Origin of the sequence: Gordonia sesuvii (assembly GCF_036350415.1) — a bacterium.
GTDB lineage: Bacteria > Actinomycetota > Actinomycetes > Mycobacteriales > Mycobacteriaceae > Gordonia > Gordonia sesuvii.
In genome coordinates this window covers 609,787-626,105 of record NZ_JAZDUF010000001.1, presented here as the reverse complement: position 1 = coordinate 626,105, position 16,319 = coordinate 609,787, and the positions used below count along the sequence as shown (strand labels likewise).

14 protein-coding genes and 1 pseudogene are annotated in these 16,319 nt (G+C 68.0%); 12 read left to right on the top strand and 3 right to left on the bottom strand.

Annotated elements, in window-relative coordinates; genetic code table 11:
* Positions 1 to 122 precede the first annotated feature (122 nt).
* A complete protein-coding gene (locus tag VZC37_RS02835) occupies positions 123 to 1,847 on the top strand; it encodes a purine-cytosine permease family protein (protein ID WP_330430896.1) in 1,725 nt (574 codons plus the stop codon).
* On the opposite strand, the gene VZC37_RS02830 is transcribed toward VZC37_RS02835, so the two are convergent.
* Positions 1,829 to 2,452 (bottom strand): TetR/AcrR family transcriptional regulator, encoded by a 624-nt coding sequence (locus VZC37_RS02830; RefSeq protein ID WP_330430895.1) that lies wholly within the window; start codon positions 2,450 to 2,452, stop codon positions 1,829 to 1,831. The two genes, VZC37_RS02835 and VZC37_RS02830, sit on opposite strands and share 19 nt — an antisense overlap.
* Positions 2,453 to 2,646: 194 nt before the next feature.
* Between VZC37_RS02830 and VZC37_RS02825 the strand changes: the two genes are divergently transcribed.
* The 3 genes from VZC37_RS02825 to VZC37_RS02815 are packed head-to-tail and all read left to right on the top strand — an operon-like array spanning position 2,647 to position 6,608.
* Positions 2,647 to 3,825 carry an MBL fold metallo-hydrolase gene (locus tag VZC37_RS02825; RefSeq protein WP_330430894.1) on the top strand — a complete coding sequence of 393 codons (1,179 nt, stop codon included), beginning with the start codon at positions 2,647 to 2,649 and terminating at the stop codon, positions 3,823 to 3,825.
* Positions 3,822 to 6,311 carry an HAD-IC family P-type ATPase gene (locus VZC37_RS02820; RefSeq protein ID WP_330430893.1) on the top strand — a complete coding sequence of 830 codons (2,490 nt, stop codon included), beginning with the start codon at positions 3,822 to 3,824 and terminating at the stop codon, positions 6,309 to 6,311. Before VZC37_RS02825 ends, VZC37_RS02820 begins: the two co-directional genes overlap by 4 nt.
* A gap of 21 nt (positions 6,312 to 6,332) precedes the next feature.
* Entirely contained in the window at positions 6,333 to 6,608 is a 276-nt protein-coding gene (locus tag VZC37_RS02815; protein WP_330430892.1) for an antitoxin, read from the top strand.
* Between the two features lie 25 nt (positions 6,609 to 6,633).
* On the opposite strand, the pseudogene VZC37_RS02810 reads toward VZC37_RS02815, so the two are convergent.
* Positions 6,634 to 7,221: pseudogene (locus tag VZC37_RS02810) on the bottom strand (DNA-3-methyladenine glycosylase); the annotation flags it as partial.
* On the opposite strand from VZC37_RS02810, the gene VZC37_RS02805 reads away from it, so the two are divergent.
* The 5 genes from VZC37_RS02805 (at position 7,199) to VZC37_RS02785 (ending at position 12,553) form a co-directional block, all read left to right on the top strand.
* Entirely contained in the window at positions 7,199 to 7,636 is a 438-nt protein-coding gene (locus tag VZC37_RS02805; protein WP_330430891.1) for a type II toxin-antitoxin system Rv0910 family toxin, read from the top strand. The pseudogene VZC37_RS02810 and the gene VZC37_RS02805 overlap by 23 nt on opposite strands.
* A 203-nt stretch (positions 7,637 to 7,839) precedes the next feature.
* On the top strand, positions 7,840 to 9,531 hold the full coding sequence (locus VZC37_RS02800) for a substrate-binding domain-containing protein (protein WP_330430890.1): 1,692 nt from the start codon (positions 7,840 to 7,842) through the stop codon (positions 9,529 to 9,531).
* Between the two features lie 95 nt (positions 9,532 to 9,626).
* The gene (locus VZC37_RS02795) at positions 9,627 to 10,094 is read left to right on the top strand and encodes an FMN-binding protein (protein WP_330430889.1); all 468 of its coding nucleotides are present in this window, start codon (positions 9,627 to 9,629) and stop codon (positions 10,092 to 10,094) included.
* Positions 10,095 to 10,109: 15 nt separating this feature from the next.
* Complete coding sequence (locus VZC37_RS02790) at positions 10,110 to 10,985, top strand: FAD:protein FMN transferase (RefSeq protein WP_330430888.1); 876 nt, start codon at positions 10,110 to 10,112, stop codon at positions 10,983 to 10,985.
* Positions 10,982 to 12,553 (top strand): RnfABCDGE type electron transport complex subunit D, encoded by a 1,572-nt coding sequence (locus tag VZC37_RS02785; RefSeq protein WP_330430887.1) that lies wholly within the window; start codon positions 10,982 to 10,984, stop codon positions 12,551 to 12,553. Before VZC37_RS02790 ends, VZC37_RS02785 begins: the two co-directional genes overlap by 4 nt.
* A gap of 19 nt (positions 12,554 to 12,572) precedes the next feature.
* Here VZC37_RS02785 and VZC37_RS02780 read toward each other — a convergent pair whose 3' ends face one another.
* Positions 12,573 to 13,463, bottom strand: coding sequence for a LysR substrate-binding domain-containing protein (locus VZC37_RS02780; protein WP_330430886.1), 891 nt, complete (start codon positions 13,461 to 13,463; stop codon positions 12,573 to 12,575).
* 76 nt (positions 13,464 to 13,539) lie between these two features.
* Here VZC37_RS02780 and VZC37_RS02775 point away from each other — a divergent pair, with 76 nt between their 5' ends.
* The 3 genes from VZC37_RS02775 to VZC37_RS02765 are packed head-to-tail and all read left to right on the top strand — an operon-like array spanning position 13,540 to position 16,318.
* Positions 13,540 to 14,763 (top strand): acetyl-CoA C-acetyltransferase, encoded by a 1,224-nt coding sequence (locus VZC37_RS02775; RefSeq protein ID WP_330430885.1) that lies wholly within the window; start codon positions 13,540 to 13,542, stop codon positions 14,761 to 14,763.
* On the top strand, positions 14,760 to 15,530 hold the full coding sequence (gene pcaD / locus VZC37_RS02770; protein ID WP_330430884.1) for a 3-oxoadipate enol-lactonase: 771 nt from the start codon (positions 14,760 to 14,762) through the stop codon (positions 15,528 to 15,530). Before VZC37_RS02775 ends, pcaD begins: the two co-directional genes overlap by 4 nt.
* The gene (locus tag VZC37_RS02765; RefSeq protein ID WP_330430883.1) at positions 15,527 to 16,318 is read left to right on the top strand and encodes a CoA transferase subunit A; all 792 of its coding nucleotides are present in this window, start codon (positions 15,527 to 15,529) and stop codon (positions 16,316 to 16,318) included. The genes pcaD and VZC37_RS02765 overlap by 4 nt, the downstream gene beginning before the upstream one ends.
* Position 16,319 lies beyond the last annotated feature (1 nt).

Below are 16,319 nucleotides of genomic sequence, written 5' to 3'. Positions count from 1 at the left end.
CGCTGACAGTGCGGTTTTCACGAGCGAAACATTTCGATCAAATGATCGAAACCACGCCTCCGTACGTTCTCCCGAGGGCGTGCGCCACCCCGTGCGCACCCGACGTCCGTTGAGGGAGAGAGATGTCGAGAGAATCAGAGTTCGCCGAGGACATCGGTGAGGTCGAGAACGCGGAGCACGGCATCGTCGCGACCGGCGCACAGGCCGCCGCGGCGCGGGAGACGCTCGAGGACTACACGTTGCGCTTCGCACCGCGCAGCTACCGCAAGTGGGGTCCGGGCGTGGTGGCCATCTCCGCGCTGGGCGGCATCGCGTACCTGGCCGACTTCGCGATCGGCGCCAACATCGGTATCGCGAACGGCACCGGCAACGCGCTGTGGGGCATCCTCTTCTTTGCCGTCGTCATCATGCTCACCGGCTTCCCGCTGTCCTACTACGCGGCACGATTCAACATCGACCTCGATCTGATCACCCGCGGCAGCGGATTCGGTTACTACGGTTCGGTTCTTACGAACGTGATCTTCGCGTCGTTCACGTTCATCTTCTTCGCGCTCGAGGGGTCGATCATGGCCCAGGGTCTGCTGCTCGGGCTGAACATCCCGCTGTGGTTGGGCTACCTGATGTCGTCGGTACTGATCATCCCGCTGGTGATCTACGGCATGAACACCTTGGCGAAGCTGCAGGTGTGGACGACACCGCTGTGGCTGATCATGATGGTGTTCCCGCTGTTCTACCTGGTCTTCCAGCACCCGGACGCCATCGGCGACTTCCTCGCCTTCAGCGGTGGCACCGACGGTCAGGGCGGCCACGGGGTCTCGTTCGCGGGCACGATGCTCGCCGCCGGCGTGTGCCTGTCCTTGATCGCGCAGATCGCCGAGCAGATCGACTATCTGCGGTTCATGCCGCCGAAAACGGCGGACAACAACCGCAAGTGGTGGACCGCCGTGCTGACCGCGGGCCCGGGCTGGGTCATCTTCGGCGCCATCAAGCAGGTCGTGGGTCTGTTCCTGGCGGTCTATCTGATCATGAACTTCGCCGAGCAGGCCGGCGTCGCCAACGAGCCGGTGCATCAGTTCCTCGCGGTCTACGAGGAGTTCATGCCGCACTGGCTGGCGATGACCCTTGCGGTGATCCTCGTCGTGATCAGCCAGGTGAAGATCAACGTCACCAACGCATACTCCGGCTCGCTCGCGTGGACCAACAGCTTCACCCGCGTCACCAAGACCTATCCCGGTCGCCTGGTGTTCCTGGTCTTCAACGTCACCATCGCCATCGTGCTGATGGAGGCCAACATGTTCAGCTTCCTCAACGAACTGCTGAACTTCTACGCGAACCTGGCGATCGCCTGGATCGTGACCGTTGCCTCGGACATCGCGATCAACAAGTATCTGCTCAAGATCTCCCCGAAGCAGCCCGAGTTCCGCCGAGGCATGCTCTTCAACTTCAATCCGGTCGGTTTCGTCTCGGTGATCGTCGCCGGGACGGTCTCGATCATGGTCTACTTCCACGTCTTCGGTGACACGATCCAGCCCTACTCGCCGCTGGTCGCGCTGGGCCTGGCGCTGGTCCTCCCGCCGATCATCGCCCTCGCCACGAAGGGCAGGTATTACCTGCGGCGAACCGATGACGGCATCGACATCCCGATGTACGACGAGGACGGGAACCCGACCGACGTGAAGCTGCTGTGCTGTGTGACCGGCATCGAGTTCGAGCGGCCGGACATGATCGCGTCCGCGGTACCCGGACCGAACGGCGAGAAGCAGTACATCAGTTCGCTGGCACTCTCATGCGACAAGACCGGTGAGCACGTGCTGCCCCCGCAGCCGCCTCACGCCTCGACGACGTAGGCGCTGAGCGCGGTCACGACCACCTCGATGATCTTCGCGATCGCTGTGTCGTCCGAGGTGCTCAGGTAGGTGAGGGTGATCGTGTTGGTGGTCGCGATGATCACCGGACTGAGGTTGGCCACGGGTTCGGTCCAGCGCACGCCGGCGCGCTCGGCGGCGATGTCCAGACCGATCCCGGCCACCTCGTAGAGCTGCTCGTACATCTGTTTGCCGACGGCTTGCAGTTCCGAGTGGTTGTGCGCGTAGATCCCCAGGGAGATTGTCGCCTGCATCCGGCCCGGGTCGGTCTTGAGCAAGGTGTAGAAGGCGTCGAAATGCGCGCGGATGTTCTTGCGCATGGCTTCCACGCCACGGGCATCGGGGTCGGCCGCCATCGGCAGGATCGTGTCCAGCATCCGGCTGATGTCGGATGGGACGGCGGTCTCCATCACGGCACACAGCAGCGCCGTCCGGCTGTCGAAGGCGTAGTGGAAGCTCGCCAGGGGCATGTTCGCGTGGGCACAGATCCGGCGGGTGGTGGCGCCTTCGACGCCGTGGTCGGCGATCACCCGATACGCGGCCTCGATCAGCGCTGTCCGGCGCTGTTCCACAGACATTCGTGCCAACGCGGACTACCCCCCTGAGCGCATGCGACCTGCACACACGCGGTGAACATGTTCGCAGAAGGATAACAGTGCGGTCCTGGCGCGAGGGGGCAGATGGCCCCACGACTGGGGACAGCATCCGCAGGGGCGCCGACACGTGGCCCGCTGAACGGATCCGCGCGCTCGAATTCGGCTTCCGGCATTAGTCTTGGGCTGTGACCTCGTCGATCGACACCACCCGCGGAGGCCTCGCTCGTCGAGCCGCGTCGACGCTCACCTCGGCCGGTCGGTCGGCGACGGAATCGGCGACGACGTCGCTCGCGCGGCGCGGGCTGACTTCGGCCCGTGCCCTCGGTGCCGGCGCCGCCGAGATCGCCACGCACACCGCCGGATCCCCCAACCTCCGCGACGGCGCCTTCGGCAACCTCGATCACGGTGCCTCGCAGGTCGACGCAGACTTCAGCGTCGTCGTCGACATGGCTCGTCGCCCCGGCCGCCCGCGACGGCCGGTCCCGGTGTTGACGCCGGACTTCGGCGACACCGTCGCGGACCTGCGCGTCACCTGGTTGGGACACGCCTCGGTTCTCGTCGAGATCGACGGCATGCGGGTGCTCACCGACCCCGTGCTGAGTCGCCGATGCTCACCATCCCAGATCGTCGGGCCCGCCCGGATGCATCCGGCGCCGGTCACCGTCGCCCAACTCCCACCCGTGGACGTGGTCCTGATCAGTCACGACCACTACGACCACCTCGACCTGGCGACCGTGGTCGAACTCGCGGTGACCCAGCCCGCCGCTCGTTTCGTCGCGCCGCTCGGCGTCGGCGCCCACCTCGCGGCGTGGGGTGTGGCGCCGGATCGGATCGAGTCGGCCGACTGGTGGGACTCGGTCACCGTGAACGGCGCGGACGGACGGTCGTTGACGTTCACCTGCTGCCCCGCGCGGCACTTCTCGGGCCGTTCGTTGTCGCGCAACCTCACTCTGTGGGCCAGCTGGGTGGTCGCCGGTGCCGAACGTCGACTGTTCTTCTCCGGCGACACGGGCTTCTCGGAGCACTTCGCCGAGGTCGGCGATCGCCTCGGTCCGGTGGACGCATCGCTGATGGCGGTCGGCGCCTATGACCGCGCGTGGCCCGATGTCCACGTCACGCCGGAGGAAGCGGTCGCGGTCCACCAGATGATCACCGGGGACCGCGAGTCGGTGCTGCTCCCGATCCATTGGGGGACGTTCAATCTGGCCCGGCATCCATGGGCGGAACCCATCACACGTCTGCTGCCGGCGGCCGCCGCAACCGAGACCCCTGTCGTGGTGCCCCCACCCGGCGGCACGATCGACCTCACCGACCGGACCGGTCCCGGCCTCGCCCACCCCTTGTGGTGGGAGTCGTCGGCGTGACGCAGGTCTCCGCCGAACCGAACCCAGGACTCACATCGGCGCAGGTCGCTGCGCGGATCGCCGACGGTCACGTCAACACCCGCCCGGACCGGTCGGGTCGCAGCGTCGCCGACATCGTGCGCGCCAACGTTCTCACCCGCATCAACGCCATCCTCGGTGTGCTGTTTCTCATCGTCGCGAGCACGGGGTCGTTCATCAACGGTCTGTTCGGTCTGCTGATCGTGGCCAACAGCAGTGTCGGGATCGTCCAGGAGATCCGCGCCAAGAGGACGTTGGACAAGCTGGCCATCGTGGGTCAGGCCCGGCCGATCGTGCGCCGCGACGGCCAGTCCGCCGAACTGGACCCCGGCGATGTGGTGCTCGACGACATCATCGAGATCGGGCCGGGCGACCAGATCGTGGTCGACGGTGAGGTCGTGGAAGCGCTCGCGCTCGACGTCGACGAGTCGCTGTTGACCGGCGAGGCCGACCCGGTGGACAAGACGCCGGGCGCCGCGATCCTGTCGGGCAGCTTCGTATCCGCCGGTTCCGGTGCCTACCGGGCCACCCGCGTCGGCGCGGACGCCTACGCCGCGCAGCTCGCCGCGGAGGCGTCGAAGTTCACCCTCGTCGCCTCGGAGCTCAGGTCGGGGATCGACCAGATCCTGCGGGTGATCACCTGGCTGCTGATCCCGGCCGGGGTGCTGACGATCGTGAACCAGCTGTTCATCAGTGATACCGGCCTGAGTGCCGCGCTGCTCGGGATGGTCGCCGCCCTGGTTCCGATGGTTCCCGAGGGGCTGGTGCTGATGACGTCGATCGCCTTCGCGGTCGGTGTCGTCCGGCTCGGCCAGCGGCAGTGCCTGGTCAACGAGCTCCCGGCGATCGAGGGACTCGCCCGGGTGAACGTGGTCTGCGCGGACAAGACCGGCACCCTCACCGAGAACGGGATGCGCGTGGCAGAGGTTCGCACCCTCGATGCTGCCGCCTCGGCATCGACGGCGGGCCCGGCCGGCGGGGCAGACCAGGTGTTGGCGGCGATCGCGAAACATGATCCGCGGCCCAACGCGAGCATCCAGGCGCTGGCCGAGGCGTACCCGGATGCGCCGGAGTGGACGATGACAGCGGTCGAGCCGTTCACGTCGGCGAAGAAGTGGAGCGGCATGTCGTTCCGCGATGCGGCGACGGGACGCGACATGGGGAACTGGCTGATCGGGGCGCCCGACGTGCTCCTCGATCCGGCGAGTCGACCCGCCGCGGCCGCCGAGGAACTCGGGTCTCGAGGTCTGCGGGTGCTGCTGCTCGCACACACCGACGTCGCCGTGGACACCGAGCCACCCACCGGCCGGGTCGCGCCGGGAGTCGTGGTTCCGGTGGCATTGGTGGTTCTCGAACAGCGGGTCCGGCCCGACGCCGGCGAGACGCTCGCCTACTTCGCCGATCAAGGGGTCGACGTCAAGATCATCTCGGGTGACAACGCGTCGTCGGTGGGTGCGGTGGCCGCCTCGCTCGGGCTCGGCAGCCCCGAGACGTCCGTGGACGCGCGGTCGTTGCCGACCGACGCCGCCGAACTCGCCGGTGTCGTCGACGAGGGGGTGACCTTCGGCCGCGTTCGTCCTGATCAGAAACGGGCGATGGTCCACGCCCTGCAGTCGGGTGGCGACACGGTCGCGATGACCGGCGACGGGGTCAACGACGTACTCGCCCTGAAGGACGCCGACATCGGGGTGGCGATGGGATCCGGAAGTCCGGCAGCCCGATCGGTGGCGCAGATCGTGTTGCTGGACAACAGGTTCGCCACCCTGCCATACGTGGTGGCCGAGGGCCGCCGGGTGATCGGCAACATCGAACGGGTCGCCAACCTCTTCCTCACCAAGACCGTGTACGCGGTCCTGCTCGCTCTGTTCGTGGGCATCGCGGGTGTGTGCGGCGAGGTGTTCGGACTGGGGTCGATCAGTTATCCCTTCCAGCCGATCCACGTCACGATTTCGGCGTGGTTCACCATCGGCGTGCCGGCGTTCGTGCTGTCGTTGGCGCCCAACACCGAACGCGCGCGGGCGGGTTTCGTGCGGCGGGTGCTCGCGCAGGCCGTTCCGAACGGGATCATCGTCGGCCTCGCGACATTCGTCACCTACATCATCGTCAATCCGGGCGGTACTGAGATGACCGTCGGAGCAAAGGAAACGATCGACTTCAGTCCGGCGCAAACCCAGGCGGCGACGGCAGCGTTGGTCACGTTGCTCGCGGTCGCCCTGTACGTCCTCGCAGTGGTGGCGCGGCCGTTCACCTGGTGGAAGGCCGTCCTGCTCGCCGCGTCGGTCGGCGCCTACGTCGTGATCTTCACCTGGCCGTGGACCCAGGAATTGTTCCGGCTCGACTCGTCGAATCTGCAGATGATCACGGTGGCGTTGACGTCCGCCGCGGTCGGCATCGCCGCAGTGGAGGCCGTCTCACGGGTGGTGCCCAGACTGCTCGCCGTTCGCGACGGGCGGAGTCCGGTGGCGTGAAACCCCACTAGACTGGCACCCATGGATCTCAAGGGACTCGTGGACAAGGCAAAGACCGCGCTCCGGGGCAATCCGCACCTCATCGAGAAGGGCGGCGCGGCGATCGACAAGGCAACCAAGGGCAAGTACACCGGGCACGTGGACAAGGCCCAGGACGCGGTCAGGAAGGCCGTCGGCGCCGAAAATCAGGGCGCGCCACAGCCCGGCCAGACGCCCCAGAACCCGACTGCCCAGAACCCCACCCCGCAGAATCCGACTCCGCCGCAGGATCAGCCTCGCCAGAACCCGCCCCAGTAGATCTCGACTCGGTAGGGCGACTCGCGTCCGCCCGCGGGTGGCGCCGGTAGGCGGACACCGTCGGGTCCGAGGCGATCCACATCCGCCAGGCCACGTCGGCGGCCAGGCGAACCCCGACCCGCGGCCCGACGGCGACATCGGCGGGTACCGGGTCGCAAGAATCGTCCAGGCAGACCGGTGTGCCGTCGTCGAGGTCGCTGTCGAGGTCGGCCATGGTGATCCCGCGCGCCCGGGTCAGGTTGCCTGGCCCGCGGGCGAGCGCGGCGTCGTCGGTCACGTTGGGTCGTCGTCGGCGGGCCACCGTCAGGCCGTCGACGATCTCGCCGGCGCGGATGAGGACCGCGGCACCCTGTTCTGAGGGCCCGGTGACCACGTTGGCGCAGAAGTGACCGTGGATGCGGTAGACGTACAGCCGTCCGGGCGGCCCGTACATGATCTCCGACCGCGGGGTGCGGTTGTATCCGTGCGAGGCGGGATCGTCTCGACCCCCGTATGCCTCGACCTCGGTGATGCGTGCCACGACCCCGTGGCCGATGAGAAGTGTGCCCAGGAGGGCTCGGGCGTTGGCGCTGACGCTAGGCTCACTGACCATGGCCAAGACGAGTGACTCCATCGACGTGGACTTGTCCGTCGAGGATACCTGGGCTGCCGCGTCGGACCTGTCGCGGTTCTCCGAGTGGCTCGTGCTGCACGACGGTTGGCGATCGGCGCTGCCGGACCCCGCTGAGCTGGGCGAAGGCGTGAAACTCACGTCGGTCGTCAAGGTGAAGGGCACGCGGGTTCGCTTCGACTGGTTGATCGAGAAGTACGAGCCGTTCGAGCAGGTCCGGTTGAAGGGCAATGGCAAGGGCGGTGTGAAGGCGAAGCTCGATCTCGGCATCGCTCCGACCGATGCCGGCTCGACGGTCACGTTCACGGTCGATCTCGGCGGGCTGCCGTTGATCGGTCCGGCGGGCAAGGCGGCGGCCATGGCGGTGTCGGGGGATCTGCGGAAGTCATTGTCGACGTTCCGTGAGGTTTTCGGCTGAACTGACGAGGGGGGACGGCGTTGGGGCGTCATAGTGCGGGAGACGATCTGCCGGAGCGGGATTCGCGAGCGCAGCGAGCGGGCCGGGATGTTCCGGCGCCGGGAGCGCAGCGAGCGGGCCGAGAAGGTTCGGCGCCGGGAGCGCAGCGAGCGGGCCGGGATAATCCGGCGCAGCGACCTGCGTCGCGCAGTGGTCCCATCGACATGCCCGCGAGTGGTCCGATGCGGACGGCTTCTGCCGGCAGGTCGGGTGACGACGGCTTCGGGTTCGAGCACCGGCGGGCGTCGTCCGGGCGTCGTGCGGGCTGGATCTGGGGTATCGCGGCACTGATCGTGGTGGCCGCGTTGGTCACCGGGTTCGTGTTGTGGCGTACCGGTGCGGTCGGCTGCGGCGACCGCACCGCGGTGGCGGTCGCCTCGGACCCGGCGATGACCGGCGCTCTTCGTTCCGTCGCCCAGCAGGCGTCCGAGGACTCCTGCTTCGACTACCAGGTGTCCGGGGTGGCCGGTGCGGACGTCCCGGGGCAGTTGACCAGCGGCGCTGATGCCCCCGACCTGTGGGTGGCGGATTCGCAGATCCAGGCGCGCCGGGTGCTGACTCAGGTGCGACGTGACCTGACCATGGTGTCGCCGTCGATCGCGACGTCGCCGACGGTTGTGGTGGGTAAGGACGTCCCGGAGCTGACCAGCTGGGTGGACGTGATGAAGTTGCAGGATCTGCGGACCGGTAGCCCGATCGACACCAGTACGGGCGACGCGCCGATCGTCGGTGCGCTCGCGGAGGTGAACAGTGGGAACCTCGCCGAAGATGAGTTGACGTCGGCGATGACGGTGCTGGCGGTGCAGCAGAACAACGCGCGTCTGGAGAACGACAGCGACGGCGCCCGCCTGGATCTGGCCAACACCAGCGACGTACCGGTTGTCACCACCGAGCAGCAGTATCTGTTGTATTCGCGGACGCACCCCGGAACAGAGCTCGCGGCTTCGGTGCCGGCCGACGGCACCGTGATGCTCGACTATCCGATGGTCAACACGGGCAGCGCGGCAAATCAGGACGTCGCGGCCGAGGCGGGGCAGACGCTGCTCGACAAGCTGTCGTCGGAGGAGGGGCGGGCAGCACTCGCGGAGTCGGGGTATCGGGCGCCGTCCGGCGAGCCCCTTCCCGGCGACGACGGTGTCGGCCAGGTGCAGATGCTGACTCTCGACGATCCGACGCAGGTCGACAAGGCGATCCGGCAGTGGCAGGTTCTGGGTGTGCCGATCAGGACGCTGGTCGTGCAGGACACCTCGGGGTCGATGGCCGCGCCGGCCGGGGACACCACCCGCGCGGGGCTCCTCATCGATGCGTCGATGGCCGGGCTCGAACTCTTCCCCAACAATGCCTCGATCGGCGGTTGGGCGTTCGGCATCGACAAGGGCGGTCCCGACCAGGACTGGAAGTGGATGTCGCCGATCCGTCGGCTCGACGCGAACGCGGCCGCGGGCGGAACTCATCGCGAACAGTTGGGGCGGGCGGTGCAGCGTGGCCTGGCGCCCTCGCAGCTCGGCGGCGGCACCGGTCTGTACGACACCACGCTGGCAGCTTTCCGGGAGGTGCAGAACACCTACGACCCGAACTACTCGAACTCGGTCATCATCATGACCGATGGTCAGAACGAGGACCCGAACAGCATCACGCTGGACCAGTTGCTGGCGGAGTTGCAGCGACTCGAGGACCCTGCGCGACCGGTGTTGATCCTCACCATCGGGATCTCGGAAGACGCCGACACCGATGCGCTGAAGCAGATCGCCGACGCGACACCCGGTGGCAGCACCTACGTCGCGGAGAACCCGGAGGACATTCAGAACGTGTTCGTCGACGCGATCCGGGCGCGGGTGGCGGCGGCCGGGCGCTGATCTGCTCGCCGGCGTGGCTGTCCGGCACCTGAAGATCAGCTGTCGATTCGCTGCCCCGGCTGGTCGTCCGATTCGCCCTATTGCAGAATCGGGGCATGACCCTCAACGAAACCCTGCCTCGAGCTGCCGGCGTCGCCGCGGCTCTGGCCGTCGTCGGACTCGTCGCCGGTGCCTGCGGATCAGACGATTCCACCGCGGCGGACACGACGGAGACAGCGTCGGAGGCGGCCGCCGCCGCATCGGGTGAGGAGGCCTCGGGCTCCGGCGACTATGCCGACGGCGAGTACTCGGCCACGGGCGAGTACGTGTCGCCCGGCGGTCCCCAGGAGGTCGGGGTCACCGTCACGTTGGCGAACTCGGTGGTCACCGCGGTGTCGGTGGACACCAGCCAGACCCAGGGCACGTCGAAGGAATTCCAGGACAAGTTCGCCGGCGGCATCGATGAGATCGTGGTGGGCCAGAACATCGATGAACTCGACGTCGACAAGGTGTCCGGGTCGTCGTTGACCTCGGGTGGGTTCAACGACGCGATCGAACAGATCAAGTCCGAGGCCCAGGCCTGACCGATCCGGGTGTCGATGTTCGCGCACGACTGGTGCTTCGACGCGCTGGGTACGCGATGGGAGATCTCGACGGCGGAACCGCTGCCGGGGGCGACGCGGCGGAAAGTGACCTCCGAACTCGACCGCATCGACCGTGTGTGGTCGCGGTTCCGGTCGGATTCGGTGGTCTCAGAGATCGCGCGGCGGGCTGACGTCTACCCGGTCGATCCGCCCGATCAGCCTCTCCTGGACTGGTATCGACGCCTGTACGAACTGACGTCCGGGGCGGTCTCGCCGATGGTGGGTCAGATCCTCGTCGACGCCGGCTACGACGCGTCCTATCGCCTCGTGCCGGAGGCGTCGATCGCGTCGGCGCCGACCTGGGAGGACGTCCTCGCCGAGCATCGCGGTGTGCTCGACGTCCGTGTGCCGACGGTGCTCGATGTGGGTGCCGCGGGCAAAGGATTCGCGGTGGACCGTGTGGCGGCCATCATCGGAGACGCCACAGACGAATTCGTGGTCGACGGCAGCGGTGACATGCGTGTCCGGTCCGATGGCCGTCCCCTGCGGATCGCCCTCGAGCACCCGACGGATGCGACGAAGGCGATCGGGGTGATCGAACTCGACCGCGGCGCGATCTGTGCATCGGCCGCCAACCGCAGGGTGTGGGCGGACTGGCATCACATCGTGAATCCGCACACCGCGTCGCCGGCGCGGGAGGTGCTCGCGACCTGGGTGGTGGCGCCCGAGGCGATGATCGCCGACGGTCTCGCGACCGCACTGTTCTTCACGCCGGCCTCGATGTTGCGTTCCGCGTTCGACTTTCACCCTGCCGGGTTTCATCATGTGACGATCCGCCGAAGCGGGAGCGTGGAGCACACGGACATACCCGGATTGGAGTTGTATCTGTGACGAAGCTGATCCCGACCTGGCTGACCGCGCATCGTGCCGTGCTCCTGGCGCTGGTCGCGCTGGCTGCGGTCGCGTTCGTGGTGGCCGGGACGAACGACGAATTCGCCTACAGCGCAGGAGAGTTGGCGCTCTCGCTGCTCATCGCGGTCGCCGTGAGTGGCGCGGTCACCTATGGTTGCGCGGCGATCGTGCGTGTCCCTCCGGGGTCGGACTCCTGGCTGATCACCGCGCTCATCCTGTTCTTCATCCTCCCGGGCGTGGCCGATACCGGTGCCGCGGCCACGGTCGCCGTCGGAGCTGCGGCGGCAGCCTTGTCGAAGTATGTGCTGGTCTGGCGGCATCGGCTGGTGGTGAATCCGGCCGTGGCCGGAGCGGTCGTCGTCTACGGCCTGGCGTACGGCGACGTGGGCAGTATCGGGTACCCGATCTGGTGGGTCGCCGCCGAACCCCTCGCGGTCGCGATGGTCGTGATCGGCGTGCTGTTGGTCACGGTGCTGCGCGAATGGCGGTTGGTCGTGGTGTTCCTGGCGGCGTCTCTGGTGACGATCGGGGTACTGGAGCTCACCGAAGGCGGTCAGTCGCTGCAATTCTGGGCGGTCTCGAGTCCGACCTTCTTCGTCGCCGCCATCATGTTGCCCGAGCCGTTGACGTCGCCGACGACACGGTTGCATCGCGCGATCTACGGCGTCCTCGTCGGGGTGCTGATGTACTGGCAGGTGTCGATCCACGTGACCGACGCATTCACCATCGAGTTCGTTCCGGAGGTCGCGCTGCTCGTCGGGGCGCTCTACGCGTTCGGGGTCCGGCTGGCGACACGCAATCCGGCTGCGGGCCGGGTACCACTCACCCTCGCCGCGCAACCGGACAAGCCCGGACCGCGGGCCCAACCGATCGCCGCCAACACCTACGAACTCGAGCTGCACTCCCCGTCCCCGGTGACCTTCCGCCCTGGGCAGTGGGCCATGCTGAGCGCCCCCGAGTGGTCGCGACCGGTGTGGCGGAGCTCGCGTCGAGTGTTCTCCTACGCCGAATCCCCCGGCGCCACACCGATCCGCTTCGCGTTCACCTCGTCCGGCGAAGGCTCGCACTTCAAGCGGTCGCTCATCACCGGCGGGACCCGCCGCGTCCACCTCGATTCGTCGGGCGGGGACTTCACCTTGCCGCGCGGCCGGGACACACCGGTCGTCCTGCTCGCCTCGGGCATCGGCATCACGCCGTTCCGTTCCATGCTCGCCGCTGCGCTCGCCGATGACGGCGCCGACCTACGGCGTTTCACGGTGATCAGTGTTGTCCGTGCTGCCGACCGAGTGGTCTACGGCGACGTCCTGCGCGTGGCACGCGAAGCGGATGCGACCGTCCGTGTCGTCGAATCAGTCGACAGCGCAGACGGTTTCGACGAGTCCGCGCTCCGTGAGGTGCTCGATGGGAATGTCGATGATGCCGCGCACTACTACGTCTCGGGCAACCCGGGCTTCGTACGTGCCACGGCGTCGGCGATTCGACGGGTCGACCCGAGCACGCGGTGGCGGTTCTGGCGGGTGCACACCGACGCGTTCCTCGGGTACTGATCGCTGCCCGCACTTCGCCTCAGGACATCGCTGCCACCCGCCGCAGCACTGCGAGCGCGTGTCGGATCGCCGGGGGCGGATCGGCAGCGAGTCTTGCGACGGCGAGGTCGATGGTGGGGGCGCCCGGCGCCAACGGTAGATATCGCACACCGGCCACGCCGAGCGCCGATGTCGGTTCCGGGACGACGGCGACGCCGAGTCCGGCTGCGACCAGGGTCACCAATGTCGAGGTCTCGGTGACCTCGTGGCGGATCTGCGGCACGAAACCGGCGGCCGAACACATCGCCGCGACGATGCCGTTCAACACCGACCGTCCGTGCCCCGCGTGCACGATGAACTCGGCGTCTCGCAGAGTCTCCAGGCGAATCGTGCGGTCTCCGCCGCGCGGATGCCCGTCGGGCAGTGCGACGAACAGACGATCACGGCGGATCGTCTCGACGACCACCTCGGCGTCGCCGGCCGGAGGCCGCAGCAACGCCAGATCGATCTCGCCGGACATCAGTGCCGACAACTGCGCCGGCGCCAGCATCTCGCCGCGCACGCTGACGTCGAGATCTGGCAGTTCGTCGCGGAGCGCGCGGACATACCGGGGGAGCAGCGAATAGGTCGCGGAACCCACGCACCCGATTGCGAGCCTGCCCTGCCGTCCCTCCGCGATCCGCTGCGCCTGCAGACCGGCGACATCGACTGCATCGAGGATGGCGTCCACCCGTTCGAGATAGGCCCGGCCCGCGGGCGTGAGCTCCACCTTGCGCGTCGAGCGCACCAGCAGCGTGACCCCGAGTTCGTCCTCGAGCTGCCGGATCTGCTGGGACAGCGGGGGCTGGGCGATGTGCAGGCGCTCGGCGGCCCGACCGAAGTGCAGTTCTTCGGCCACGGCGCGAAAGTACCGAAGGTGTCGCAGCTCCATGATTGAGACTCTACGCATATCACTGATGCCCAAATGGATACTTCTCAATATCGCTGGGTGTTCCTAGGCTGGTCCCATGAGTGCTGGAACCGACGTCGTCATCTGCTCGCCCCTGCGCACGCCGGTCGGGCGTATGGGTGGCGCGCTAGCCACCCTGTCGGTCACCGACCTGGCCACCGGACTCCTGCGCGAACTGGCGGCCCGGACCGGCCTCGGCGAGGGCGACATCGATGACGTGATCCTCGGGCAGGGCTACGCGGGTGGCGAGTCGCCCGCCATCGGCCGGATAGCTGCGCTCGACGCGGGCCTCGGCGTCGGTGTGCCCGGTATGCAGGTCGACCGCCGATGCGGCTCCGGGCTCCAGGCCGTGCTCAACGCCGCGTCCCAGGTCGCCACCGGCGGCGCCCGCGTGGTCGTTGCCGGTGGTGCCGAGTCGATGTCCAATGTCGAGCACTACGCCCTCGGTCTGCGGACCGGCGTTCGGCAGGGCGGGATCGAACTGATGGACCGCCTCGACCGGGGCCGCCTGACGGCCGGCGGCGACAGCCACCCCGTGCCCGGCGGCATGATCGAGACGGCGGAGAATCTTCGCGCGAGCTACGGGATCAGCCGCGACGAGCAGGACGCGTTCGCCGTCCGGTCGCACCAGCGGGCGATCGCCGCCCACGATTCCGGCCGATTCGCCGACGAGCTCGTCCCGGTGACCGTGCCCGGAAAGCGGGGTAAACCCGACGTCGTCGTCGACCGGGATGAGCACCCGCGTGCCGACGTGTCGGCGGAATCCCTTGCCAAACTGCGGGCGATCCGGACCAAGCTCGACCCCGAGTCCACCGTCACCGCCGGCAACGCATCCGGCCAGAACGACGGCGCGGCGATGTGTGTGGTCACCACCCGCGACGAAGCGGTACGCCGCGGACTCGATCCGCTGCTCACCCTACGGTCCTGGGCGGTCACCGGATGCGAGCCGGAGATCATGGGCATCGGGCCCGTCCGCGCCACCGCTGCCGCGCTCGATCGGGCCGGACTGACGCTCGACGACATCGACCTGATCGAGCTCAACGAGGCGTTCGCGGCGCAGGTTCTCGCGGTGCTCGCCGAGTGGAAGGTCGACGCGGACGATGATCGCCTGAACCCCAACGGGTCCGGGATCTCCCTCGGTCACCCGATCGGAGCGACCGGCGCACGGATTCTCGCCACCGCGGCATACGAGGCGCGTCGGCGCGACGCCCGCCACGTTCTGGAAACCATGTGCATCGGCGGTGGGCAGGGGCTCGCGGCGGTGTTCGAGGTGGTCCGATGACCGCGGTACAGGTCGAGGCGGTTGTCACCGGCAAGGCCGACGGACCCGTTGTGGTGCTGTCGAATTCGTTGGGCTCCACCTACCGGATGTGGGATGCGCAGCTGCCCGCATTGGAGGAACGCTTCCGCGTCGTCCGCTACAACACCCGAGGCCACGGCGGCTCGCCGGTTCCGCAGGGGCCCTACACGATCGACGACCTCGCCGATGACGTCACGGCACTGATGGATCGACTCGGCGTGGAACGAGCCCACCTCGTCGGCCTCTCCCTGGGCGGGATGACGGCGATGCGCATCGCGATCCGCAACCCGGAGCGTGTCGACAGGCTCGCGCTTTTGTGTACCGGCGCCCAGCTCACGCCGTCATCCGGATGGACCGACCGCGCCGCCACCGTGCGCGAGAAGGGGACCGGCGCCGTCGCCGAAGCCGTTGTGCAGCGGTGGTTCACCGATTCCTACCGGACCGAGAACCCGGAATCCCGCCGGCACCACGAGGACATGGTGGCCGCTACGCCCGCGGAAGGCTATGCCGGTTGCTGCGAGGCCATCGCGGTGATGGACCAACGGGACGATCTGCCCGCGATCGTCGCGCCGACGCTGGCGATCGCCGGCGCCGACGACCCGGCCACCCCGGCGCCCAAGCTGGCCGAGATCGCTGACGCCGTCAAAGACGGGCGCCTGCTGGTGGTTCCGCACTCCGCGCATCTGGCCAACGCCGAGCAACCCGACATCATCACCCCTGCACTGATCGAACACCTGGAGCAGTCATGAGCATCGATAAACTGGCCGACTCGGCCGCCGACGCCGTCGCCGACATCCCGGACGGCTCCAGCCTCGCCGTCGGTGGGTTCGGTCTTGCCGGCATCCCGTGGTTCCTCACCGAGGCGCTCCTCGACCAGGGCGCCGGGCACCTCACCATCGTGTCCAACAACTGCGGCGTCGACGGTGCCGGCCTCGGATTGCTGTTGGAGGCCCGCAGGATCGACAAGGTGATCGCTTCCTACATCGGCGAGAACAAGGAGTTCGGCCGGCAGTTCCTCGCCGGGGAGGTGACCGTGGAACTCACTCCGCAGGGCACCCTCGCCGAGCGGATGCGGGCCGGTGGCAGTGGAATCGGGGCCTTTTACACCCCGACCGGCGTCGGCACACTGGTTGCCGACGGCGGGCTGCCGTGGCGCTACAACCCCGACGGCAGTGTGGCACTGTCGTCGCCGCCCAAGGAGGTTCGCACCTTCAACGGGCAGGACATGGTCCTCGAAGAGGCCATCGTGACCGACTACGCACTCATCCGGGCCGCCGTCGTCGACAAGGCCGGTAACTGCAAGTTCCACGCCGCGGCCCGCAACTTCAATCCGCCCGCCGCGATGTCCGGGCGCACCACCATCGTCGAGGCGGAGAAGGTCGTCGAAGTCGGTGAACTCGCACCCGAGGACATCCATCTGCCGGGCATCTTCGTCAAGCGGATCGTCGAGCTCACGCCGGAACAGGCTTCCCGCAAGGAGATCGAACAGCGCACCACTCGTCCGCGGCCCGGCCACGCCGAGCCGGCCCACACGTAGG

Coding starts and splice junctions, on each gene's coding strand:
- VZC37_RS02765 (WP_330430883.1), top strand. CDS start 15,527: ATGAGCATCGATAAACTGGCCGACTCGGCCGCCGACGCCGTCGCCGAC.
- VZC37_RS02805 (WP_330430891.1), top strand. CDS start 7,199: ATGGCCAAGACGAGTGACTCCATCGACGTGGACTTGTCCGTCGAGGAT.
- VZC37_RS02800 (WP_330430890.1), top strand. CDS start 7,840: ATGCCCGCGAGTGGTCCGATGCGGACGGCTTCTGCCGGCAGGTCGGGT.
- pcaD (WP_330430884.1), top strand. CDS start 14,760: ATGACCGCGGTACAGGTCGAGGCGGTTGTCACCGGCAAGGCCGACGGA.
- VZC37_RS02795 (WP_330430889.1), top strand. CDS start 9,627: ATGACCCTCAACGAAACCCTGCCTCGAGCTGCCGGCGTCGCCGCGGCT.
- VZC37_RS02835 (WP_330430896.1), top strand. CDS start 123: ATGTCGAGAGAATCAGAGTTCGCCGAGGACATCGGTGAGGTCGAGAAC.
- VZC37_RS02790 (WP_330430888.1), top strand. CDS start 10,110: ATGTTCGCGCACGACTGGTGCTTCGACGCGCTGGGTACGCGATGGGAG.
- VZC37_RS02815 (WP_330430892.1), top strand. CDS start 6,333: ATGGATCTCAAGGGACTCGTGGACAAGGCAAAGACCGCGCTCCGGGGC.
- VZC37_RS02780 (WP_330430886.1), bottom strand. CDS start 13,463: ATGGAGCTGCGACACCTTCGGTACTTTCGCGCCGTGGCCGAAGAACTG.
- VZC37_RS02775 (WP_330430885.1), top strand. CDS start 13,540: ATGAGTGCTGGAACCGACGTCGTCATCTGCTCGCCCCTGCGCACGCCG.